Consider the following 24,550-nt stretch of genomic DNA (forward strand, 5'->3'; position numbering starts at 1 on the left):
CTGTTATGCCTACCAGAGCATCTATCGGCAGTTGCTGGCTTACGTTACCCTTGTGCTGATAGCAAGTTGGATATAAAAACCCTATAGTATTAGAGGCATCATGGTGTTGTCGGTTAGTGAGCGGACATTTACTCAAGAAGTTTTAGAATCCCCTATTCCTGTTTTAGTAAATTTTGAAGCTCCTTGGTGTGGTTTGTGCCGCATCATACACCCATTACTGTTGCAATTTAAAGATAAATGCAACGAGCAAATCAAATTAGTTAATGTGAATGCCGATGACAATTTTAAATTGTCTACCAAATATCGGCTCAAATCACTACCAACTTTACTTTTGATCGAAAACGGCATTGTCAGAAAACGTTTGGAAGGTTTTCGTGGTCGTGAAGATTTGCTGCAAGCATTGGAAGAAATTAAACTCAGCTACGACAAGTCTTCCCGTAGTTACAATACCCCCACAACAGCGGATTTAGGGTGCCGTTCAGCATAATGGTCATTGATCATTAGTTATTGGTAATTTGTCATTGGATTTAGACAAAGGACAATTGACAAATGACCAATGACCAATCGCAAAATCTAAAACTATACTTAATTACCCCACCTAATCAGTATTAGGTGGGGTATTTTATCCTAAAGGGTGTGTGTCACAATTATTAACAGATCGACAAGTTAATCAACTCAAGGCTGAAGTATGTAGACACCCTAATGGGCGTCTAACCGCAGGTAGGTTGAAGTATGAAAGAATGTTTGATTGCTTAGTTATGTAGAGACTTGTACTGTTCCCAAGAGACAAGACTTCGCCATAACATAAGGTGTGAAAGTTCCTCTTTGTTGACACTCTCAACAGCCATTTGCAACTAGTACATTCTTTCATCCTTAATCCTTGAGCCTTCATCCTTGCTCATGAAGAATTCTAAAAGTAGGCGTCAGTGATGGAAGTAATCTATCAATATGCCTGGCTAATCCCAGTATTGCCCCTCCTCGGAGCAATGCTGGTAGGGCTGGGATTAATTTCTTTAAATCAGGTGACTAACCGCCTACGACAGCTCAATGCCGCATTTATTATTTCCTTAATGGGAGCGGCTATGGGGCTGTCGTTTGCCATATTGTGGAGCCAACTACAAGGACACGCCCCTTTTAAGCGCACCCTAGAATGGGCTGCGGCTGGCAATTTTCATCTGAGTATGGGCTACACAATTGACCACTTAACAGCATTAATGCTAGTGATTGTGACGACGGTAGCCTTCCTGGTCATGGTTTACACTGATGGCTACATGGCCCACGACCCTGGTTATGTCAGGTTTTATGCCTATCTCAGCTTATTTGGCTCATCAATGTTGGGTTTGGTAGTCAGCCCCAACTTGGTGCAAATTTATATCTTCTGGGAACTGGTAGGGATGTGTTCTTACTTGCTGGTCGGCTTCTGGTACGATCGCAAGTCAGCAGCAGACGCAGCCCAAAAAGCCTTTGTCACTAACCGCGTTGGTGACTTTGGTTTGTTGTTGGGCATTCTAGGGCTATTCTGGGCAACAGGAAGCTTTGATTTTCAGATTATGGGCGATCGCCTTACCGAACTCGTCCACACGGGTTCTCTGAGCAATATACTGGCAGCCCTATTTGCAATTTTGGTCTTCTTAGGCCCGGTAGCCAAATCTGCCCAATTTCCCCTCCATGTCTGGCTACCCGATGCAATGGAAGGCCCGACACCCATTTCTGCCTTAATCCATGCAGCAACAATGGTGGCAGCAGGCGTTTTCCTGATTGCCCGGATGTACCCCGTATTTGAACATGTCCCAGCAGCAATGGACACAATTGCCTACACAGGGGCATTCACGGCCTTTTTAGGGGCAAGCATTGCGATTACTCAAAACGACATCAAAAAAGGCTTGGCTTACTCCACTATTTCCCAACTTGGTTACATGGTGATGGCTATGGGAGTAGGCGCGTACAGTGCTGGACTTTTTCACCTTATGACCCACGCCTACTTTAAGGCGATGCTGTTTTTAGGTTCTGGTTCAGTAATTCACGGCATGGAAGCAGTTGTCGGTCACGACCCCGACTTGGCGCAGGATATGCGCTTGATGGGTGGACTGCGGAAATATATGCCAATTACAGCAATTACCTTCTTCATCGGTTGTGTAGCAATTTCCGGGATTCCGCCCTTTGCTGGTTTCTGGTCAAAAGACGAAATCCTCAGTGCAGCGTTTGCTTCTAACCCGGTGCTGTGGAGTGTTGGCTGGCTAACAGCAGGAATTACCGCCTTTTATATGTTCCGGATGTATTTCACCACCTTTGAAGGTCAATTCCGGGGCAATAAAACCCAGTTATGGGAAAAACTCAAATCTCCTATTGGTATGGGCATAGTTACGGGTTTTGAAAGAACTCCTGCTTTTGGCCCTGGTGCAATGACCAAAGGAGAACTAGAAGCCCACCCCGCACACCACAACGACCATGATCATGGTCATGGACACAGTGAATATCCTCACGAGTCACCCTGGACAATGACCCTGCCTTTGGTATTATTGGCAGTTCCTTCGATACTCATTGGTTTGGTGGGGACGCCCTTTGCTAACTACTTTGAGGAGTTTATTTACTCTCCCAACGAAACCCTTGAAGAAGTGGTAGCCAAAGCTGCTGAGGTTGACCTGCATGAGTTTTACATTATGGCAGGTGTTTCGGTGGCAATTTCCCTGATCGGCATTACCATCGCCTCCTTGATGTATTCGTGGGGTAAAATCAATCCGGTGGCGATCGCTGCCAAAATCAAACCACTTTACAACCTGTCCCTCAACAAGTGGTATTTCGATGACATTTACCACCAAGTCTTTGTCCTGGGCTTGCGTCGGTTAGCTAGACAAGTCATGGAAGTTGATTTCCGAGTGGTTGATGGTGCTGTTAACCTCACAGGCTTTTTCACCCTCGTGAGTGGCGAAGGTTTGAAATACCTCGAAAACGGTCGCGCTCAATTCTACGCGTTGATTGTATTTGCCGCCGTGTTGGGCTTAGTGATTGTTTTTGGTGTCACTTAACAATCAGTGAACAGTTATCAGTAAACGATCTGATGGTAGTAAATGAAATCCACAACCATTGCCTTCAGTGCAAACCGATAACCGATAACTGATAACTGATAACTGATTATTTAGATGAAGGCAGGGCAAGCGGTTCACCTGCCTTCATATTTTTTGATTTTTGTTAAATCAACCTAACAAATAACAACCGAATCACGAAAAAACTGCTAGTTAATAGCTAGTAGCAGATAGCCGAACCTTAAGAGCAACTTCAATGAATACAGCTAATTTTCCCTGGCTGACTACAATCATCCTGTTACCAATAGCAGCATCGCTGCTAATCCCTGTCTTGCCAGATAAAGACGGCAAAACAGTACGTTGGTATGCCCTTATCATTGGGCTGATAGATTTTGCACTAATTGTTACTGCTTTTTACCTTGGGTATGACTTCTCTAACCCCAATTTGCAACTGTTTGAGAGTTACCCTTGGGTTCCACAACTGGATTTGAATTGGTCAGTAGGGGCAGATGGTTTGTCTATGCCTCTAATTATTTTGACTGGATTCATTACCACTTTGGCAGCTTTAGCAGCTTGGCCTGTGACACTCAAGCCAAAACTGTTTTACTTTCTACTGCTAGCAATGTACGGCGGACAGATTGCTGTATTCGCCGTCCAGGATATGCTGTTGTTTTTCCTGGTGTGGGAATTGGAATTAATTCCGGTTTATCTACTGCTAGCAATTTGGGGAGGTAAAAAGCGTCAATATGCAGCAACCAAATTTATTTTGTACACTGCGGGCGGTTCGCTGTTTATTTTGGTCGCTGCCTTAGCAATGGCATTTTACGGCGATACAGTCACCTTTGACATGCGATCGCTCGCGGCGAAAAATATCGCCCTGAATCTACAATTATGGCTATATGCTGCTTTCTTGATTGCCTACGCTGTCAAATTGCCTATCTTCCCACTCCACACCTGGCTACCAGATGCCCACGGTGAAGCTACAGCTCCGGTGCATATGTTGCTGGCTGGTATTTTGTTGAAAATGGGCGGTTACGCCTTGATTCGCATGAATGCCCAGATGCTTCCCGATGCCCATGCTTATTTTGCGCCTGTATTGGTAATTTTAGGTGTAGTTAATATTATCTACGCCGCTTTAACATCTTTTGCCCAGCGCAACCTCAAACGGAAAATTGCCTACTCTTCAATTTCCCACATGGGCTTTGTCACCATTGGTATTGCTTCCTTCACAGATTTAGGCTTGAATGGGGCGATGCTGCAAATGGTTTCCCACGGGTTGATTGGAGCAAGTTTATTCTTCCTAGTAGGGGCAACTTACGACCGCACACACACCCTGATGTTGGATGAAATGGGCGGTGTCGGTAAGAAAATGGGTAAGATTTTTGCCATGTGGACGACTTGTTCTTTGGCGTCTTTAGCATTACCAGGAATGAGTGGTTTCGTAGCAGAATTGATGATATTTGTCGGCTTTGCCACTAGCGACGCCTATAGCTCTACCTTCAAAATTATTGTGGTGTTCTTGATGGCAGTTGGTGTGATTTTAACGCCGATTTATCTGCTGTCCATGCTGCGGGAAATTTTCTACGGCGAAGAGAACAAAGAGTTAGTTTCTCACCAAAAACTCATCGATGCCGAACCCCGCGAAATCTTCATTATCGCTTGCTTGTTAGTACCAATAATTGGCATTGGTTTGTATCCTAAGATTTTGACTCAGGTTTACGATGCCACAACAGTACAGCTAACAGAAAGGTTGCGTGATGCAGTACCGACATTGGCACAGCAAATTACACCGGAAGTATCGTTAAGTGCGCCGGAAATTGGAAATTAGGTTTTGAATTTTACAATAATATTTCTGTAGGGGTGGGTTTTATATCTACCCTTTTTTTATTAAACTCTTTTCCGAAATGGAGAGCAGAAATTGTGAAGTCTACTTAAGTATTTTAACAGGTAATTAATATCTGGAGTATTTAATGATTCCACTCATACTGGGTGCTGTTGCTATAGGTAGTGCGGCTTTTGGAGCGCTAAAAGGCACTGAAGGCGTTAGCAACATGAATGAGGCAAGCAAAATTGGTAAACGCGCCCAAAAGCGGCACGAGAATGCAGTCAGCGAGTTAAAAGAATACTGGGAAGGCACTAATAAGTTGGCAGAAGAGTATGGTCACTTCCAGCTAGATGTAATGATGCGTACAATTGGACGCTTTGTCTACTTCATTGAGAGGAATATTGGTAAGGCTAAACAAAGTGAAAAGGAGTTTTTAGAAGGGCTGGATGGAATTTCAGTTCAGCAAATGAAGGAGTATAAAACTGCTGCACTAGAAGCTGAACAGTTTTTCAAAGGAGGCGTTAAAGCTGTTGGGGCTGCTGCTGCTGGATACGGGGGTGCAATGGGTCTTGCTACCTCTGTGGGAGTAGCTAGTACGGGAACATTAATAGGAAGCCTTAGCGGTGCCGCAGCATGGAATGCGACTCTAGCATGGCTGGGTGGTGGTTCACTAGCTGCTGGTGGTGGCGGTATGGCTCTTGGTACTGTTGTACTTGGGGGTATTACGGTTGGACCTGCCTTAGCAATTGGTGGATTTGTACTTGCTAGTGAGGGAGAAAAAGCTTTAACAAAAGCGCGAGAGTACGAAGCAGAAGTCAAAATTGCCATCGCTAAAATTGATGCTACAAAAGACTTCATGCAACAAGTGAAACGGCGAATTACTGAGTTGAGAAATCTACTTGAATCTCTCAACAACTTTGCTGTTTTAGGTTTGAATGAACTTGAATCCCTGCCATCATTTAACAAAAACAGAGATGCTAGTAAGTTTCAACAGATAGGACTTCTAGTTAAGGCACTTGCAGAAATCATGAAAACTCCTGTTTTGGATAGTGAAGGGCAGCTTAATCCTGCTACTGCCACTATTCAAGCCAAGTACCGTACTCTTGGAGGCAATTAAAAGTGTCAGTACAGAAAATAATCGAAAAGCTAAATCCTGCTGAATCCCTCCAGCAAATGGTTACAGCTTACACCGATTACCTAAAGATTGTCGAACAAGAACAGACTAAGCGGCGCGAAATTGAAGCTTGGGAGAAAGAAACAATTACCAGAACTAACGCCCAGCGAGAACTGCTGATGGCGTACCTTGATCACTCGTTTGATGAACGTGCCAAAAACTTTCGTGCTTTATTTGCTGTAGTTGATAGTGCGATCGCATCCGGTAATAATGAGCAATTAGCCCTTGCTTTGAATTCAATTACAGAAATAGCTAAATCCAGCCCATTCAAAGACCTTGCCAATTTAACATCTGTTCGCGCTGCATTAAACGATCCAAACCACGAATGGCAATTTTGATTATGTTTTAATCCAACTGCATTCACTGTATTTTTACAGGTGACTTTTACAACAAAATTTTTGCCAGTTTAAGTAATATTGCCCTCCCTAATTCAGGTGTGGGTATTTTTTTTGGAGGCTCACTCAATTTATTTGGTAGAGAACGGGGAACCTATCAAAGAATTACACGAGAGTGGTTGTACTGGTATAACGAGCAAGGACAAAGGTTGTTGACGCCAGAAGAACGCATTCAAGAAGCAGAACAACGAGTGCAAATGCTTGTGGAACATCTAAGGACCCTGGGCATAGATCCAGAGAGTATAACTTAAATAAACTATGAACACTTTATAAGAAGCATAAAATACAGCATCATATCAGGCAAACTTAACGTAATTATCAAAAAATGTGATCAATCATTGTGCTGGTAAGTAATTAAATTCTAAAATTGGAACTATTTTTGAAGTTTACCTATCTAGGAATAGGATTCATTACCTATAGACAAACCCAAATCAAGATACTTATCTGTCACCAGTAATGGTTTGCAAGCTTTCAAAAGCAATCATACAAATTAATTGTGAATTTAATGTTTTATGAACGCTTATGATAGTCTTTACCTATTTTTGATCCCCATTTCGATAAAATGACGTGGCAGAAGCTTATAATTAGAAACCGCTTTTGACAGCGACGCCCATGAATCAACTTAACAATGGTTTTACTCTATTTTTGAGTCTGCTAGTCGAGGCGATGCCTTTTTTGCTGTTGGGAGTATTTTTCTCGAGTTTGCTGCTATTTTTTGTAGATGAGCGCAAATTGGTAGAGAAAATGCCCAAAAATCCTTTATTAGGTGCTTTAGTCGGTAGTATGGTCGGGTTTTTGTTTCCGGTCTGTGAATGTGGTAACGTGCCAGTCGCACGGCGCTTATTGATGCAGGGAGTACCTACATCAGTAGCAATTGGCTTTTTGCTCGCAGCACCAACAATTAATCCGATTGTAATTTGGGCAACTTGGACAGCATTTCGCGACCAGCCAGAAATAGTAATATTACGAGTAGTGTTTTCCCTATTAATCGCCACTATTATTGGCTTTGTGTTTAGCTTTCAAGAAGACTTGACTCCCATAGTTCAACCTGCGATCGCTCGTTACTTGAAATTTAACCCACCCCCGAATCCAAACACAAAACGCCGCCTTCAACTTTTCCAAGCACAGCAGCCAGCAAATATACCCACTTTATTACAGTCTGGAACGTTTTTGTTAGGAGCAGGGCAAACTACGCGTTTAGAAGCTGCTGCTGAAGCTACAACCACAAATTCACCTCAGAGTAAACCATTAGGAGCAAAACTGCGCTTAGTATTAGAAAATACTGTGCAGGAGCTGCGGGAATTGGGAGCAATATTAGTGATTGGTAGTGCGATCGCAGCTACTATTCAAGTTCTTGCTCCTCGCGAGTTAATTCTCAGCTTGGGTTCGGGCCCAATTAGTTCAATTACTACCATGTTGTTACTCGCAACGGTAGTGTCAATTTGCTCCACTGTTGATTCTTTTTTTGCTCTGTCTTTTGCTTCTGTTTTTACAAGTGGTTCCTTATTGGCATTTTTGGTATTTGGACCAATGGTTGACCTTAAAGGTATAGGTTTGATGTTAACAATATTAAAACCTAGAGCAATCTTTTACCTATTTGGTCTAGCTGCATTATTAACTTTTTTGTTCACCCTGATTATTAATTTGCATTTTCTTTAAAAATTTAGTTCATAGTCTAAAGCCAATAGTCTAAAGCAATGACTATTGCGTACTAATTCTCAAATTTTGGCTCTTGACTAAATAAGTAATGACTCAAAATCCAAACCGTAGAAATAGAATTCAAAAAAAATTACTCCCCTGGCTTGATGTATTAGCAATTACAGCTTGGGGAATTTTGCTGTTGAAATATTGGTTGACTGACAAGCTTAATTTGTTAATTCATCCGAATTATTTTGGATTAGTTGTGGTGGCTGCATTCTGCTTGTTAATTGTCGGTTTTTTCAAAGCCAAAGAACTTTTGCAACGGCGTCGTTATGAAATGACTGGTAACATGCAACATATCAGTTTATTTCCGCCTGGATGGGGTAGTACTTTACTGTTAGTAGCAGCCATCTTGGGACTGACCTTTACACCACAAGTATTTGCTAGTGACAAAGCACTACAACGAGATTTCAGTGAATTATTAGGTTCTACACGCGTCAAACCACAAGCATTCCGCACCTCTGTTGCTCCTGAAGAGCGATCGCTCGTAGACTGGGTACGTATGCTTAACGTCTATCCAGAACCAGATAGATATCAAGGTAATAAAGTCAAGGTACAGGGATTTGTTATCCATCCGCCAGACCTCGAAAAAGAATATATCTTTTTAGCGCGTTTTGTTTTGACTTGCTGCGCCGCCGATGCTTATCCTGTAGGATTACCAGTCAAATTAAAAGAAACTCGCGATCAATACCCAGCAGATACCTGGTTAGAAGTAGAGGGAGAAATGACCACCGAAACAATAGCAGATAAACGTCAACTTACCATTGCAGCCAGTTCCTTGAAAAAAATTCCTCAACCAAAAAATCCCTATAGTTATTAGTCATTTGTCTTACTCTACGAGAAACCGCTAAAGCGTCTATGTCATTTGTGAGTGACTTAATGACCAATGACTAATGACCAATGACTAATGACCATGAAAAAAAATTTTTTCCAACCCTTAGATCGCATTGCGATCGCCTTAATGTTACTGCTCATTTTAATAATTGGGCTAATCATATCCCAAGGTGATGTAGTCAGAGTTCGTGTCCGAGAATTTACTTGGAAACACTTACAAAGTGAGGAAAAAGATATATCTTTGACTAATCTCACCAACCAAAATCAAAAAATTGGGGCAGAATACAAAGCCTTTATCCTCAGTTTTAGTCGTCCCATGGATACGAAAAGTGTAGAGGAAAATTTGAAAATAGAGCCTCCCTTAGCAGGTACATTCAGTTGGGCGGGGCGACGCATGGGTTACAGTTTTATTACACCAGCACCCTATGGAACAACTTACAAAGTGAAGTTAGAGGGAGCAAAAGATAAATTCGCTAGCCAAGAAAAAACTAATAAAGTCATACAACCATTTCAAACAACATTTAGCACACGCGATCGCGTAATTCTTTATATCGGCGCTAGTAATGAAGACCAAGGAAGATTAGTTCTTTACAACTTAACCGAAGAACAAAAAAAGATACTTACTCCCAAAGACCTTATAATTACCGACTTTAAGCCATTTCCAGATGGGCAAAAAATATTATTTGCTGCTCGCCCCGCAAATAGTCAAGACTTACTATCAGCGCAATTGTATATAGTCACAACCGGTTTTAATGCACCTTATGAAAAAACAGCAGAAGCAGCAGCTAAAGTAGACTTGCTTCTAGACAACAAAGAATATCAAAACTTGAAATTTGATGTATCGCCTGATGGACAAACCATTGTTGTCCAAAGAGGGAAGAAAGACAATCCTGGCGACTTTGGGCTGTGGTTTATGCCAGTTAACAGTGATAGTTCTGGTCAACAAACACCTCCTCAACGCTTGCAAAGTCAACCGGGAGGAGATTTTATGATTACACCCGATAGTAAAGCTGTAGCGCTTGCTCAAGGACAAGGAACAGCTATTTTACCCCTACAAAAAGATGGTACTAAACCCCTAGATTTTTTCCCACAATTTGGTTTAGTACAAGCCTTCTCTGTAGACGGTTCACAAGCAGCAATGGTTAAGTTTAATACAGACTATACACGAGACTTGTTTTTAGTCACCAACCAGGGCGTTCAGAAAAAACTCCTATCCACCACAGGTTCGATAGTTAATTGTCAATTTGATACTGCGTCCCCAACGCTTTACTGCTTGCTAACACAGCTATTACCAGGGGAATCTTATCAAGAACAACCATATCTAATTGCCATTGATCTCAAAACAGGGGAACAGAAACCATTATTGGTGCTACCTCCGGATCAACGAAATATACAAATGAGTTTATCTCCTGATGGTTTGGGTTTATTATTTGACCAGATCCAGACAAACCCAAACCCACCAATAAATGCACCTTTGTTGACAACTGATGATGGAGAGGCGATCGCTACTAGCAACTTGTGGTTAATGCCATTATTACCAATAGCTGATGCCCAGGACAATGCAGACCTTAAACCAGAACAACTACCGTTAACAGGATTTTATCCTCGTTGGTTGCCTTGATTGAGATAAGTCGGGTGGGGAGGAAAAGTTATTGCTTGTTAATTTTTGAACAACTTCGCACTGTAGGGTAGCAAAAAGTTATAACAAAATAATCACGAATGATTCTCCTTGGGTAGGTGACAAACTTGCCGAATGGAGTAGATTTTGATAAGACAGCATTGATACGTAATGCGATCGCAGTCACCAATCATAAGTTTAAGCTGGTGGGTGAAAAGTAATGAATGAAGCAGACACCCCAAACAACGGGGCTTTTAATGAACCCCAAAATCCTGCTAATGCGCCACAACCGCAACAAGCAAGTTGTCCTTTTTATTCTGTTTTACCTCTCGAAAACAGAACAATTTCGCAATTGCCATTGTTAGCCCCGGCGCCAGAAGATCAGGAGTATCAGGAAGATGCATCTTGTCAAGACTCAATGACAGAAACGAACCAACAGATAGAGCAAACAAGTAATTCTGAATACGTATTAGAGTTAAATCAGCAACAACTAGAGGAGTTAAAACCTGAGCTAGATTGGGTTGCGGAGCCTGAAAAAGAAAAACTAGCACTGGTTGACTCTGAATTTAAGCAACTGTTGATATTAAATGAAGAACTGCGTTCTGCCAACAATCATTTATATGAACAAGTAGAAGGTTTAAAAACTGCCTTGTCTGAGTCCCAAGGGGCTGTACAATGGCAGCAAAAGCGTTCTGCTGTTGCAGAATCTATGCTTAACCAACAGACTCAAGAGCTAAATGCTGCTCAAGAACAGATAAAATCCCTATATCAACAGTTGGAAACTGCACTACAAACAGTGCAAACTCAAGAAACTGTTATAGAGAACTATAAGGCACAGTTAGAAATTAACCAACAACGTCTTGCCCTACTAGAGCGGGAATGTACCTTACTTCAAACTAAATATAACGAACAGTCCCACCAGCTACTGCAATCAGAAAATCTGTCTCGAGAATTGCGTACTCGCTTAATGCGGCAACAACGCCAAACCTTACAATTTAAAGCAGCTTTAGAAAAATGTCTGGAAACACCAGTTCCTAGCTATGATTCTACAGAAACTCATACTAATACCAATAATGTAGGTAATAAGCAAGCTAGAAATTATCAGCGAACTCATTCTTTACTTCCCAACCAGCAACCAATTCAACCCTGGTCAGCAGAAGAAACAGATAATTTCTGGGTAGGATCTTCTTACTCAAACTCATATCCATCGGATAACTCCACTTCTAGCCAATTATCGACTGCTGATACTTCATCTCAAGAAAGCACATTGACTTCAGAGCAAACAACTATCGAGCCAGAACCAGAAATTGATGATGAAACAGTATCACAAACAATTTCATCTTCAGACTGCTTAAGCTTAGATGAGCAAGTCGATAACTTAATTCAATTGTTTTTTGCTGCTCAAACTACATCTGTATCACCACCACCATTGCTTGAAAACGATCCAGAAGATATGGAAGAGGCAAAAAATGATGATCAAACTGTGACACCCATTTGGGAAACAGTAGCTACTCCAGTTGAGGATATAGAGGATACAGAGGATACAGAGGATACAGAGAATACAAAAGAACCAATAATTGTCATTTCACCCAGTGCTGACACAGATTCTGAGGAAAATGAGGATTTATGGTTTGATATGTCACCATTACCCCCTTCTTTACCAGAATCTGATGAGTCTGACAAATCGCCCTCACCCGTAGTTTATCCCGAACGACCACCTAAAGGGCGAAAGTCTTTAGCATCTGTAGAATTACCGAATTTTCGCCCTAATAAGTAATTAATGGTCAATGGTCATTTGTAAAAAAATCTTGACTATTGACCATCGACTATGGACTCTTGAGTATGGACTCTGGACTCTTGAGTATGTACTCTTGACTCTTGAGTCCGAACTTTTGGTTTTCCTTTACCTGTGGTTAATGCATAGCTGATAGCTGATAGCTGTAACCACAATGCTGGAGAGCGATTTTCTAACCATTGACTATTGCGGTGTAGAAAAATTGGTAGCCATCCACTAAGTAAAGCACTGATGAGGCTATGACGAAGAAAGTCAAAATAATTTCCTAACCAACGCCATAAATCTTTAGCACCAGCCAATTCCCAAATCCACAACAGCAATGCTGGGTTTTTCCTAGCTGCTTTTAGTGCTAACCGATTAAAAGTAAGCAAATTGAATCTATCTTTGATAAAGTCATCTGCTACTTCTAGGGGTTCGTCTGCTAAAAGACCAAAGAAGTTATTCAGCATAGTGTTTATGCGCTCTGGTGGTAAAAATTTACCAGTAGGAACCATCATCCCTTTGGAAAACATCCAAGTCACAGCAATATTATTTTGAAAAGCACGAATTTGGTTCAAGTGTCGAGAAGAAAGTAAATCGTGTTTGAGGGCGATATCTAAAAGAGTAGTGAGGCGTTCTAGGTTCCGAACCAAAGAACCAAATCCTGTGAAAACTAAAGGTGACTGGAGAGATGCAGCATCACCAATAGCGATTAATCGATCAAATGCTATGGTGCGATCGCTACTCCCCACACTAAAATGCCCTGGTATATAACCAAAGGTCGGCTTTTTCCAGACTAGCTTGTCCATGTCGCAGCGCCGATATTCTGGCAAAATTGTGAAAAAGTCCTCATACATTTCCAGTAATGAACCGGGATTTTGGGCATTGACTTGGTGATAATGAAATAAATAAATTGCTAATTCTTCGTCTGTACCGGGAAATAATTCCCAAATTAACTGTCTTCCCCGCGAAATATCGCCGTGACTATTAAGCACATCTCCATACTGACAATCCCATACTCCCGGTTCAAATCCCCGCTCAATCACAGCTCCTACCGTCGGACAAACACTTTCAAACGCACGATAGCCATTTAACTGCCAAGCAATTGGTGATGCTGTTCCCATAGCATCTAATATCACTCTTGCGCTTGCTTGCTTGTCTATTTGATTACTTAAGTCTTTAACTGTAACAACAATTTCTGATGTATAAATATCAGCTTTGATAAACTCTGTTTCATCCCAGATTTCACCACCAGCCGCAAGCAGCTTTTGTCCACATAGTTGGAGCAATTTCTCAGAATCTAACCCTAAATTTAGGACTGTGGGAGTATGCAAAATTGGTGCTTTTAATGGTTTGGGAACATAAGCATCAAAAAATTTATTAAATCCGTCTTGATACTCACGGGCAATAATGAATTCTACTTCACTGGATGTCAACAAACCTAAATTAATCAAGCTTTGAATTTCATCACGAGAAATATTCCATTCCCGGTTCATGCGCCCAAAACGTAACCGTTCTACCAACAGCACTTTGTAGCCTAATTTTGCCATCACAGCCGCATGAATAACACCAAGCGCACCGCCAATGTAGATCAGGTCATATTGGGGATTGGGGATCGAGGAACGGGGATCGGGGGGAGATAACAAAAAAGTTTCCCCTTGTCTGGCTTGTCTGGCTTGTTCCCACTTCTGATGAGCAAATATCACTTGACGTGGTTTCTGGGGATTACGTACACCTTGACGCCAGCGTTGCTCCCACCAGTACACTCGTTTCAGGTCATATTCGCCGTTAGGCATTTTTTGAAAATATTTGACAGTAAGAGGATAATGAGGGGCTAGTGCTTCAAAAATCGATTGCTGGGATAAATCTATTGTCGGTGGTTCTGGATATTGATGGGGAAAGTGGCTTCTGATTCCAGTTGTCAGGGTTTTGAGAATTTGTTTTTCTTGAGGAAAGACTTGATCTGACCACCGGAACACCTTCAGGTAAGTAGTCCGTTGTACTGACCAAACAAAAACGGAAAGTTCGCTGAAGTTTTCCGGAATACTTCTGCTATCATCTGTATTTCCTATCATTCTCAGGCGTAAACCATCCGGTGTTAGCACTTTTTGCCCAATTCCTGCTTCAAAGTCAGTTTGTAACCATTTGCATACTGCTGATGTGTCCGGTGTGGGTATTTCTATGTAAAGTGTCTCTTTCATTCTTTGTCAAGTCTCCAGTTAATAATATGTACTAAGATGGTTTCCAAACAAGGGTGATTTACGGTATGATCCGCCCTATCTTGTTGAATAAAAATTCAATAAAGAAATTTTAAAAGTTTGTCAAAATTTTTGTTCATTCTCTATTTCATTAAACCTTACGCCATGAATTATCCCATTCCAGACAACCCTCAAGAAATCATTGCCTTAAGACAAAAGCCAGTTGATGAAGCTCTAGTTGCTGCTGCGATCGCAGGTGTAATAAAAATTGTCCGCGATCAAGGTCAATCCCTAGAGGAACTAACAGCTCAATTGCTAGCTGAAGATACTCTACTAGATAAACAGCAGCGACAGTGGCTTAGTCAAGTGGTTGCTCAAGCCTGGGAAAGTTTTTCTTAAATTTGTTAGTGCTTAATAGTTAGTAGTTAGTGGTCTACTAACAGATAAAAAATTCATTGCCAATTATTTTGTGTGGTGTGTGAGTGTATAATGTGTGGTCTAAGATTGGCAATTTGCGGGTGAAAAACAATAACGACTTCCAAGGTAATAGACTTGTGACAAACAACTCGCCAATTCTCAAGGTGATATCTTGATTTGAATCTTGACGCGGATAAATTTAGGATTACGCTTCAAATTCCTCAAAAGTTCAATTATCCGCGATGACAACCAAATAACTAGAAAATGGGTGTGGGGGTATAGGGGTGTAGGAGGAAGAAAAACAATTAAATATTTACCCTTACACTCTTACACGCTGATTGCTGCTTGTGAATGTAGCAACAAGCCATATTCTAATCCTTCTACCACTGCCTGATAGGAAGCCTCCAAAATATTTGTGGAAACTCCTACTGTTGTCCAGCGTTGATGACCACTTCCCGACTCTACCATGACACGGGTTTTGGCTGCTGTACCTGTATGTCCGTTGAGAATGCGTACTTTGTAGTCTGTCAGTTCAAAAGCTGCAATGTAGGGATAAAAATTCACTAAAGCCTTACGTAAAGCTGCATCCAAAGCAGCAACAGGGCCATTTCCTTCTGCTGCTTCCAAAATATTTTTACCATTTACGGTAACTTTAACTGTAGCTAGAGCGCTAGTATTTTCTTCTCCCTGTCCTAACTCGCAGTGGACTTGGAAACCCCTAATTTCAAAAAATAATCGCCGACTTCCTAAAGCTTGGCGCATCAATAATTCAAAACTCGCCTCTGCTGCTTCAAATTGGTATCCTTCACTCTCCAAAGCTTTCAACCGCTCAAGAATTTTTCGGGTTGTGGGGTCGTTTTTATCTAATTCAATCCCAAATGAGCGAGCTTTTGCTAGAACATTACTAACTCCTGATTGTTCGGAAATGACGATCCGGCGACAATTACCAATTTGTTGTGGTTGAATATGTTCGTAGGTGAGGGGATTACGTTCTACTGCTGATACATGGATACCACCTTTGTGAGCAAATGCTGACCTCCCAACAAATGGTGCATGTTCATCTGGAGCAAGATTAACTACTTCACTAACAAAACGACTAGTTTCTGTCAATTGCGAGATTTGGTTCTCTTCTATACATTGAAACCCTAGCTTGAGTTGTAAATTAGGAATTAGCGAACAGAGATTGGCATTACCACAACGTTCGCCATAACCATTGATTGTACCCTGTACCATCCTGACGCCTGTGATGACTGCGGCTAGAGCGTTGGCGACTGCTGTATCCGAATCATTATGAGTATGGATACCTAATTTTGTTCCACTAGGAATAAATTTAACTATATCAGTAATAATTTGCGTAATTTCATGGGGTAAAGTACCACCATTGGTGTCACAAAACACTAGCCACTCAGCACCTGATGCGATCGCAGTTTCTAATGTTTGTAAAGCATAATCCCGATTGTGCTTATAGCCATCAAACCAGTGTTCGGCATCGTAGATCACACGACGCCCTTGAGCGCGTAAGTACTCAATCGTATCGCGAATCATCGCCAAATTTTCAGCCAAAGTAGTCTTGAGTCCTTCAGTGACATGTAAATCCCAAGACTTACCAAAAATTGTTACCCAATGAGTGCCAGCAGCGAGAATAGCTTGTAGTATTGGCTCAGAAGCCACTGTTGTGTTCGGGCGTCGAGTCGAACAAAAAGCCACGATTTCAGCTTGTTTGAGCGGTTCTTCCTGCAATTGCCAGAAAAACTGCACATCTTTAGGATTAGCACCAGGCCAACCACCTTCAATGAAGGGAATACCAAGTTGATCAAGTCTTCTGGCAATACGTAACTTATCTTCTATAGATACAGATAGCCCTTCGCGTTGAGTACCATCTCGAAGTGTAGTGTCATAGATCCAAAGCTGAGGTAAAGAGTTAGCGCTCATAAGATGAGGAGTTGTTCAGACTACAGAATAGAATAAAAATATGTCAGTCAGGATATAGAATTGTCAGGGAGGTCAGGAGTTTATGGGCTTCTAGCTCCTCGCAGTTCGTAACAGCTAGATTTCAAGGTAATTTGTCACAACACTACGCGCTATAAAAATCTGACAACAGATAGTGGCGTTGATACCCTGAGTGCAAATCTAGAAAACATCAACATCGAAAAGTCTGTATTCCTAACAGCACAACTACTTCAGGGTTTTTCAAAACCATAATAATATGACAATATCAAATGATTTCTAAACTTATTCTTAAGCATATGATTGTGATTGTTTCATAACTAAAATAAGATTGGGAAATAGTTTTTTCTGTATCAGAAATAAATTGTTACAATACAACCTAAAACTTGTGTAGTGATCTGCAATGCTCAGGGTGCTAGCTCAAGGTAAAACAAGCGAGTGTATACTCCGAACCAATCTGCGGAGACTTTTGCTGCAAAATGGTATTGACCTCTACAATAGCGGTGCTAAGGTTATTAACTATCGCTTAATCGATAGTTATTCTTTACAAGTGCAAGTAGAAGGTAAATTTGCACCAAGCTAATTGGCGAAAACAAGGGCGGTACTCACTACCTCCTCATTCTCCGCCAATTGATTTGAGTTTAGCTTGTCAAACTCAGCTTTTAGAAGATGTCAAAATTATTAAATTTGATGGATTCTGGGGAGAAGGTTCTCAAGTAGTCTGGACACCAAAAGGTTAAAAAGGAGAAAAAATATGGGTAGATGGACACCACTCATTTTGATGGCTGGAGGTTTGGCAATTTTACTAGGTACGTTACTGGGGATTAGCTTTCCGATGGGCGGACAAAATACTGCTCAAGCTCCAGGAGGAAAAACATCAAAAGTTCTCCCCGCCAACATCAATGTCAACAGCACTGCGACTGGTAGAACTCCCACCAGAACCAACAAAACCAATGTTGCTCAGAACAACGCTGCTGATGACACATTGACCGATACTATGACTGACACAACAACAACTGCTCAAGATAATTCAAATACAACCACCACAGACGATACTCAATCGAATGATACTAACAATAACGAACCAATTCGTGCTTTGTGGTAGTGATTGCTGATCATCGAATTAACAGTTATGAGTTACTAGTTATGAGTTAGGAGTTAGGAGTTATATAGTCAATTGTCAATTGTTGATAGCCATTACTCTTGACTATGGACTCTTGACTACGGACTCTTGACTATGGACTCTTGACTACGGACTCTTGACTAATGACTAAGGATGTTTTGATTATTGGTGGCGGTATCATCGGTTTAGCGATCGCCGTTGAGTTGAAACTGCGTGGTGCGAAAGTCATCGTGACTAGTCGTGACTTCCACGCAGCCGCTACACATGCTGCTGCTGGGATGTTAGCACCGGATGCAGAAAACATCTCAAATCAAGCAATGCAAGATTTATGTTGGCGATCGCGTTCTATTTATCCTGAGTGGACACACAAATTAGAACAACTCACTGGTTTAAACACTGGTTACTGGCCCTGTGGTATTTTAGCACCAGTCTATGAAGAGGACGAGGGACGACATGAGGGACAAGGAGGACAAGGGAGACATGGGGGACAAGGAAGCAGGGATTATTCATCATCTTTGTCTCTCCCTGTGTCTTCTCAAACAGCTTACTGGTTAGACAAAGAAACTATTCACCAATATCAGCCAGGTTTAGGAGAAGAAGTCACTGGTGGTTGGTGGTATCCTGAAGATGCCCAAGTAGACAATCGAGCCTTGGCAAAAGCACTGCTTGGTGCAGCGCAATTTTTGGGTGTGGAACTAAAAGAAGGAATCGCAGTAGAAGGTATCTTGCAGAAGCAAGGGCAAGTTGTAGGAGTCCAAACCAATGCTGGAACTTTGCGTGCCGAACACTATGTTTTAGCTACAGGTGCTTGGACGAATCAATTGTTTACCTTACCCGTACGTCCAACCAAAGGACAAATGCTGAGTGTGCGTGTACCAGAAGCGATCGCGGAATTACCTCTAACACGGGTTTTATTTGGCCATAATGTTTACATAGTACCAAAGCGCGATCGCCGAATTATTCTTGGTGCTACCGTAGAGGATGTTGGCTTTACTCCCCAAAACACACCAGCAGGTATTCAAACTTTACTACAAAATGCTATCCGTCTCTATCCTCAAATCCAGAATTATCCCATAGAAGAATTATGGTGGGGATTCCGTCCTGCTACTCCTGATGAGTTACCAATTCTGGGGAATAGTTTCTGTCAAAACCTTACCTTTGCTACGGGACACTATCGTAATGGCATTCTGCTTGCACCCATAACAGCAGTATTAATTGCTGATCTAATTTGGGAACAAAAATCTGACCCTCTTCTGTCGCATTTTCATTACTCGCGCTTTGAGAACCAATCATCTACCTCCCCTGTTATGCTTACTCATTCCCCTTCACCACTATCCTACGGGCAGATTTCCCAACTCACCCCTACCATTGCTGACACACCACTCGTCATCGCTGGCAAAACTTTCACCTCCCGCTTGATGACGGGAACTGGTAAATATCGCAGTATCGAAGAAATGCAGCAAAGTGTGGTGGAAAGTGGTTGTCAAATTGTGACTGTTGCAGTCAGACGAGTACAAACTCATGCGCCTGGACACGAAGGTTTAGCCGAAGCGCTGGACTGGACAAAAATTTGGATGCTACCAAATACTGCTGGCTGCAAAACCGCCGAAGAAGCTATTCGCGTTGCCCGTTTAGGACGAGAAATGGCAAAACTTTTGGGACAGGAAGATAATAATTTTGTCAAGTTAGAAGTAATTCCCGACTCTAAATATTTATTACCAGATCCCATTGGCACTCTACAAGCGGCAGAACAATTAGTCAAAGAAGGCTTTGCGGTTTTACCTTATATTAATGCTGATCCGATGCTAGCAAAGCGTTTAGAAGAAGTCGGCTGTGCAACAGTAATGCCTCTCGCCTCACCGATTGGTTCCGGTCAGGGATTAAAAACAACTGCTAACATTCAAATCATTATTGAAAATGCCAATATTCCTGTAGTGGTGGATGCTGGTATTGGTGCGCCATCCCAAGCAGCCCAAGCCATGGAAATGGGTGCCGATGCTTTGTTGATTAACAGTGCGATCGCATTGGCAAAAAACCCACCCCTGATGGCACGCGCCATGAATCTGGCAACAACTGCTGGCCGCATAGCCTATCTAGCTGGCAGGATGCCCATCAAAGACTACGCCAGCCCCTCTTCACCAATGACTGGAACAATTACAAATTAAGGATTGGGGATTGGGGATTGGGGATTGGGGATTGGGAAGAGACTTAGTTAAATAATTCTCCCTTGTCCCCCTTGTCCCCCTTGTCCTCGTTCCCCGATCCCCGATGCCCGTTCCTCGACCCTTTTGTAACGAATTATCTCCAATGACAAGAGCAGTCTATTGCATTTATGTAACATAAAATGAATAAGCAGCGTAAGGAATTTATTCATGCCCTACACGACTGAAGAAGGCGGTCGCCTCAACAATTTTGCCCGTGAACCTAAAGTTTACCAAGCAGAGCCTCCTACAGCCCAGCAAAAGCGTAATTATGTAATTATGGGAGTTGTGGGAATACTCCTGGTAAGTGGTTTGATTTTTGTTGCCTTCTCTGTTTCTAATCTTAGTTAATAAAAATTGCTTTCACAAATCAATTTTATTTTACAATTATTCAGGTTTCTAAATTTTTGGAAACCTGGTTTTTTTATCTAATCTTTAAGATAGAGATAGAGGGGGATAGATCAAGAAATTTGCCCTTCAGTACCAAGTTATCGCTATTTTATGCAAAAAATAAATGCAAAATATAAGTATAATAAGATACAACGCCTCTATTCTTATTTCAAACCTTGATTTATCCTGAGCAGAGCAATAACTACTTGAAAATCGTAGTCATAGTTAGATATATAGACTGCTTACATATGCCCTTTAAAGGGATGTACACTGCGTTTCGGCTCCTTAGCCACCATGAGCGTGAATGATACTGCACATTCGGATAAATTTGCGTGGAATCGCCAAGTATACCACCGTCTAAAAGTTGCCCTCAGTCTTGGTTTGCGGCGACAAATTTTGGTAGCGGTATGTGATGATTTAACCCTGAGAAATCAGGTAGCAGCACGTTTGCATTCAACTTTGGCCTATCCAGTAGGTCAAGTGCTGTATCAACCATCAAATACACAAGAAACTAGTACGCCAGCTTATCCACGATTAGTGACTCTGAGGTTGAATTTAAGTGACCCTAACCCGATCACGCAAATAAATCAATGGCTGGTGAATTATCCACCGCCAATTGTTGGTGTGTCTAAAGATAATCCTGGACGGTCACTGCCAGTACCAGCTTTTCAGATTGTAGGCGTTGAGCAGTTGACCAAGCAACCAGTGGCAATGCAACGTTTATTTTTGCACTATTTACGTTTAACTGAACAACATTTATCAAGCCCAGAATCCAGCAGTTTTCTGGAATCGAGTCTATTACTGTGGGTATCGCGTCCTTGGTTGTACGCGATACAACAATCAGCGCCACAGTTTTGGCGTTGTCGTACTGGTGTGTTTGTGTTTGCTGGAGAACCGACACCGACAACTCATACCAAAAACTCACCAGAACGCTTTTCTGGTTCTAGAAGCTTAGATGTAGGAGATATTGAACAGGTAGCCTGGGAAGAACCTATCTCTGGTGACGATTTCCCTGTGGAAGAGATTGATTTTGCGATCCAAACACCTGTAAATCGTGGACACAAACCACAAGAACCTTCACCAATCAAATCAGAATTATTTGTACCAGAAACATTTCAGGAAGAAGCTAGAGCAAGAAATAAAGTTAATATCAGCAAGACTCCATCACCACCACGTTTATCGCACATTAGTAAAGAGTTAACAGAGTTAGTACTAGCAACTCTTAACAGTGCGATCGCCCACGATCAAAATGAGAATGTACAAGTACAGGAACTTCTAGAAGAAATAGACTCCTTACATTCCACAAAAGCTTCACCAGAAACACTGGCAGCAGCTTATCATCGTCTGGGCAACTTGTATCGCCTCCGCATCGAACAGGGACAAACTAACTTAGAGAACTTGATGGTGGCTATTTTGGCCTATCAAGAGGCTATTACCCACGATGAAAGCTCGCCACAAGTCCCAGATATTTTGAATGATTTGGGTACACTCTATTGGATGCTATATCGCACACCACCCAATTCTGAAGAAGGACAATCTTACATAGAACAGGGAATAGAATTTTATCAATTAGCTTTAAAGCTAATTTCACCTGAAACCCATTCAGAAACTTATGCACGTGTGCAAAATAATCTGGGGACTGCTTATGGTGACTTAGCACGTTTTGATCACGCTGGGGAAAACTGGCAAAAAGCGGTTACTGCTTATCGAGAAGCACTCTGCTTCCGTACCGCCGAGATAGAACCATTGAAGTATGCTGCAACTCAGAATAACTTGGGTACTGCTTACTGGCATTTGGCACAATACAATCAACCGATGGAGCATTTAAAGAATGCGATCGTTGCTTACAGTCTTGCCTTAGCCTACTACAACCCAGAACAGGAACCACTCAAATATGGCATGATTCAAAACAACATTGGTACTGCTCATTGGAATTTAGCGCAGTACGAAAATCCAGGGGCGAATCTGCAACTTGCTGTGGATGCCTATGGAGAAGCTTTGAAATATCGTACACCAGCACATGTTCCTGCCGCTTGCGCTGCCACACAAAATAATCTGGGAACTGCTTATTGGCACTTGTCCAACCAGCCACAAATAACCAAAGAAGAACGACAAAAGTTTTTAGAACTGTGCATTAATGCTTATGAAGAATCTCTATCTCTTGCTCATTCTCTCAATGGTGCTGCTTTAAGTTTTGATATTTTTGCAACTCATAATAACTTAGGTTTAGCACATTATAATCTGGCAACCGATCAATTCTTGAATGGTGATAAAACTGCACGTTCTCAACATTTAGAATCATCATTGGATAATCATTTACAAGCATTAAATGGATTAACCCAAAAACCCGAAGCTTACCAAACAACATTTAATTATGTAGTGAAAACTATTCGCGCTTTTCACAGTGAATTAGGAATACAAGGACAAAACCTGGCTTTATCTAAAGTACCTGGTCACTTACTACCAGAGATACTGCCGAAGTTGTAATTAGCGGATATACAGCAGATTACAGGTAAATGAAGTACAGATTTTAAGAATAAAATCATATACTAATAGATTAGGACTTACGCAACTGGCATATTATTTAAGTTCGTAGTGAGGACTTTAGTCCTCAAAATAAAGGCAAGAGCCGCTTACTACAAGCAAAAAATTTTTGTTTTTTGTGACACTTGCGTAAGTCATATAGATTTTCAATCCTGTTCTCTGCTCTAGCAATTACGCAAGGGTACACACAATTCTCATTTTCTTGTATGAAATGGCTTTAGCTCTGATTTTGAGGACTAAAGTCCTTACTACAAACTTAAGAATAGCGTGTTAGGTGCTTTAATGATTTTTTGGCGACAAAGAATATCACCAATATGTGCCTGACACAGCCTGCTTAAAATTTACTTTTTTGACTTTATCAATCAGATTTTATTTGTGATTCCAGAAGAAAATTGTAATATAAAAAAATATGATTCACAAACACCTCAAGTTTTTTATTACCATCCTCATGGAGAATTATGGATTGGTGATGCAATAAAATGGCTACAAACTCTTGCTTCAGAATCAGTAGATTTAGTATTTGCAGATCCTCCGTATAATATTAAAAAAGCTGCATGGGATAATTTTGAATCGCAAGCAGCTTATGTAAATTGGTCTTTAATCTGGATAGAAGAAGTTTCTCGGATATTAAAACCGACAGGTTCATTATATATTTGTGGGTTTTCAGAAATTATCGCTGATATTAAACTACCAGCATTAAAATTTTTTAGTGGATGTCGGTGGCTGATTTGGCATTACAAAAATAAAGCGAATTTTTCAAACGATTGGGGACGCTCTCATGAAAGTATCTTACATTTTAGAAAAACAAAAAATTTTTATTTAAATTCAGATAATATACGTATAACTTATGGACAACACACTTTAAAATATCCACAACATCCCCAAGCAAAAACAAGCCAATATGGCAACAATGGTAAGAATGATAGTAGAATTTGGCATCCCCATCCCAAGGGTGCAAAACCCAGAGATGTGATCGAAATACCAACTACATGTAATGGGATGCATGAAAAAACCAAACATCCAACTCAAAAGCCAGAAGAACTAGTGAGAAAGTTTGTACTTTCCTCATCTTCTAGAGGCGATCTTGTTGTCGATCCATTTTTCGGATCAGGAACAACACTTGTTGTTGCAGAACAACTTGGTAGAAAATGGCTAGGCTGTGAGATTATTCCTGAATATGCAGAATGGGCAGTGGAACGTATAAAATCTGTAAAATATATGTCAGATGAGGAATGGTTTTGGTTTGATCGCAGGAATGAAGAACATAGAAAAAAGATTAGGTAATACGATTTTTGATTCTGTAAAATACAGTTAATTCTTAACTATTACATCTGACGGGGCGACAAAATAGCCTAAAAAGCTTATAGTGTAAAGGATGTAGCACTT

The 24,550-nt window shown here is 41.3% G+C and carries 18 protein-coding genes and 1 pseudogene; 17 read left to right on the forward strand and 2 right to left on the reverse strand.

Features of this window, described 5'->3' with window-relative positions:
• Nucleotides 1–100 precede the first annotated feature (100 nt).
• The 10 genes from AC5JMK_RS08225 (at nt 101) to AC5JMK_RS08270 (ending at nt 12,347) form a co-directional block, all read left to right on the forward strand.
• A complete protein-coding gene (locus AC5JMK_RS08225) occupies nt 101–487 on the forward strand; it encodes a thioredoxin family protein (protein WP_096675081.1) in 387 nt (128 codons plus the stop codon).
• 442 nt (nt 488–929) lie between these two features.
• Nucleotides 930–3,026: an NAD(P)H-quinone oxidoreductase subunit 5 gene (locus tag AC5JMK_RS08230; RefSeq protein ID WP_096675080.1), complete on the forward strand. Its 2,097-nt coding sequence runs from the start codon at nt 930–932 to the stop codon at nt 3,024–3,026.
• 253 nt (nt 3,027–3,279) lie between these two features.
• Complete coding sequence (gene ndhD1, locus AC5JMK_RS08235; protein WP_096675079.1) at nt 3,280–4,851, forward strand: photosynthetic/respiratory NAD(P)H-quinone oxidoreductase subunit D1; 1,572 nt, start codon at nt 3,280–3,282, stop codon at nt 4,849–4,851.
• Between the two features lie 142 nt (nt 4,852–4,993).
• Nucleotides 4,994–5,965, forward strand: a complete 972-nt coding sequence (locus tag AC5JMK_RS08240; protein WP_096675078.1) for a hypothetical protein — start codon at nt 4,994–4,996, stop codon at nt 5,963–5,965.
• A gap of 2 nt (nt 5,966–5,967) precedes the next feature.
• Entirely contained in the window at nt 5,968–6,360 is a 393-nt protein-coding gene (locus AC5JMK_RS08245) for a hypothetical protein (protein WP_495909844.1), read from the forward strand.
• 98 nt (nt 6,361–6,458) lie between these two features.
• Nucleotides 6,459–6,668 (forward strand): hypothetical protein, encoded by a 210-nt coding sequence (locus AC5JMK_RS08250; RefSeq protein WP_096675077.1) that lies wholly within the window; start codon nt 6,459–6,461, stop codon nt 6,666–6,668.
• A 361-nt stretch (nt 6,669–7,029) separates the two neighbouring features.
• Entirely contained in the window at nt 7,030–8,076 is a 1,047-nt protein-coding gene (locus AC5JMK_RS08255; RefSeq protein ID WP_096675076.1) for a permease, read from the forward strand.
• Nucleotides 8,077–8,164: 88 nt separating this feature from the next.
• The gene (locus AC5JMK_RS08260; RefSeq protein ID WP_096675075.1) at nt 8,165–8,938 is read left to right on the forward strand and encodes a TIGR03943 family putative permease subunit; all 774 of its coding nucleotides are present in this window, start codon (nt 8,165–8,167) and stop codon (nt 8,936–8,938) included.
• A gap of 87 nt (nt 8,939–9,025) precedes the next feature.
• On the forward strand, nt 9,026–10,573 hold the full coding sequence (locus AC5JMK_RS08265; protein ID WP_096675074.1) for a TolB-like translocation protein: 1,548 nt from the start codon (nt 9,026–9,028) through the stop codon (nt 10,571–10,573).
• A 217-nt stretch (nt 10,574–10,790) separates the two neighbouring features.
• Nucleotides 10,791–12,347: a hypothetical protein gene (locus AC5JMK_RS08270; RefSeq protein WP_495909845.1), complete on the forward strand. Its 1,557-nt coding sequence runs from the start codon at nt 10,791–10,793 to the stop codon at nt 12,345–12,347.
• A 35-nt stretch (nt 12,348–12,382) separates the two neighbouring features.
• Here the strand turns inward: AC5JMK_RS08270 and AC5JMK_RS08275 are convergent, their stop codons facing one another.
• Entirely contained in the window at nt 12,383–14,545 is a 2,163-nt protein-coding gene (locus tag AC5JMK_RS08275) for an NAD(P)/FAD-dependent oxidoreductase (RefSeq protein WP_495909846.1), read from the reverse strand.
• A gap of 162 nt (nt 14,546–14,707) precedes the next feature.
• On the opposite strand from AC5JMK_RS08275, the gene AC5JMK_RS08280 reads away from it, so the two are divergent.
• Nucleotides 14,708–14,941, forward strand: coding sequence for a hypothetical protein (locus tag AC5JMK_RS08280; protein WP_026722487.1), 234 nt, complete (start codon nt 14,708–14,710; stop codon nt 14,939–14,941).
• Between the two features lie 345 nt (nt 14,942–15,286).
• Here the strand turns inward: AC5JMK_RS08280 and cimA are convergent, their stop codons facing one another.
• Nucleotides 15,287–16,891: a citramalate synthase gene (gene cimA, locus AC5JMK_RS08285; protein ID WP_096675071.1), complete on the reverse strand. Its 1,605-nt coding sequence runs from the start codon at nt 16,889–16,891 to the stop codon at nt 15,287–15,289.
• Nucleotides 16,892–17,309: 418 nt separating this feature from the next.
• Here cimA and AC5JMK_RS08290 point away from each other — a divergent pair.
• From AC5JMK_RS08290 to AC5JMK_RS08315, 6 genes and pseudogenes are all read left to right on the forward strand, one after another.
• Nucleotides 17,310–17,646: pseudogene (locus AC5JMK_RS08290) on the forward strand (hypothetical protein).
• 14 nt (nt 17,647–17,660) lie between these two features.
• Entirely contained in the window at nt 17,661–18,011 is a 351-nt protein-coding gene (locus AC5JMK_RS08295; protein ID WP_096675070.1) for a hypothetical protein, read from the forward strand.
• Nucleotides 18,012–18,172: 161 nt separating this feature from the next.
• Entirely contained in the window at nt 18,173–20,194 is a 2,022-nt protein-coding gene (gene thiO, locus AC5JMK_RS08300) for a glycine oxidase ThiO (protein ID WP_096675069.1), read from the forward strand.
• Between the two features lie 207 nt (nt 20,195–20,401).
• Nucleotides 20,402–20,581: a photosystem II assembly protein Psb34 gene (psb34, locus tag AC5JMK_RS08305; RefSeq protein WP_017310405.1), complete on the forward strand. Its 180-nt coding sequence runs from the start codon at nt 20,402–20,404 to the stop codon at nt 20,579–20,581.
• A 333-nt stretch (nt 20,582–20,914) separates the two neighbouring features.
• Nucleotides 20,915–23,107, forward strand: a complete 2,193-nt coding sequence (locus tag AC5JMK_RS08310) for a tetratricopeptide repeat protein (RefSeq protein ID WP_096675068.1) — start codon at nt 20,915–20,917, stop codon at nt 23,105–23,107.
• 432 nt (nt 23,108–23,539) lie between these two features.
• Nucleotides 23,540–24,448: a DNA-methyltransferase gene (locus AC5JMK_RS08315; RefSeq protein ID WP_096675067.1), complete on the forward strand. Its 909-nt coding sequence runs from the start codon at nt 23,540–23,542 to the stop codon at nt 24,446–24,448.
• Nucleotides 24,449–24,550: the final 102 nt, after the last annotated feature.

The organism is Pelatocladus sp. (assembly GCF_059505505.1).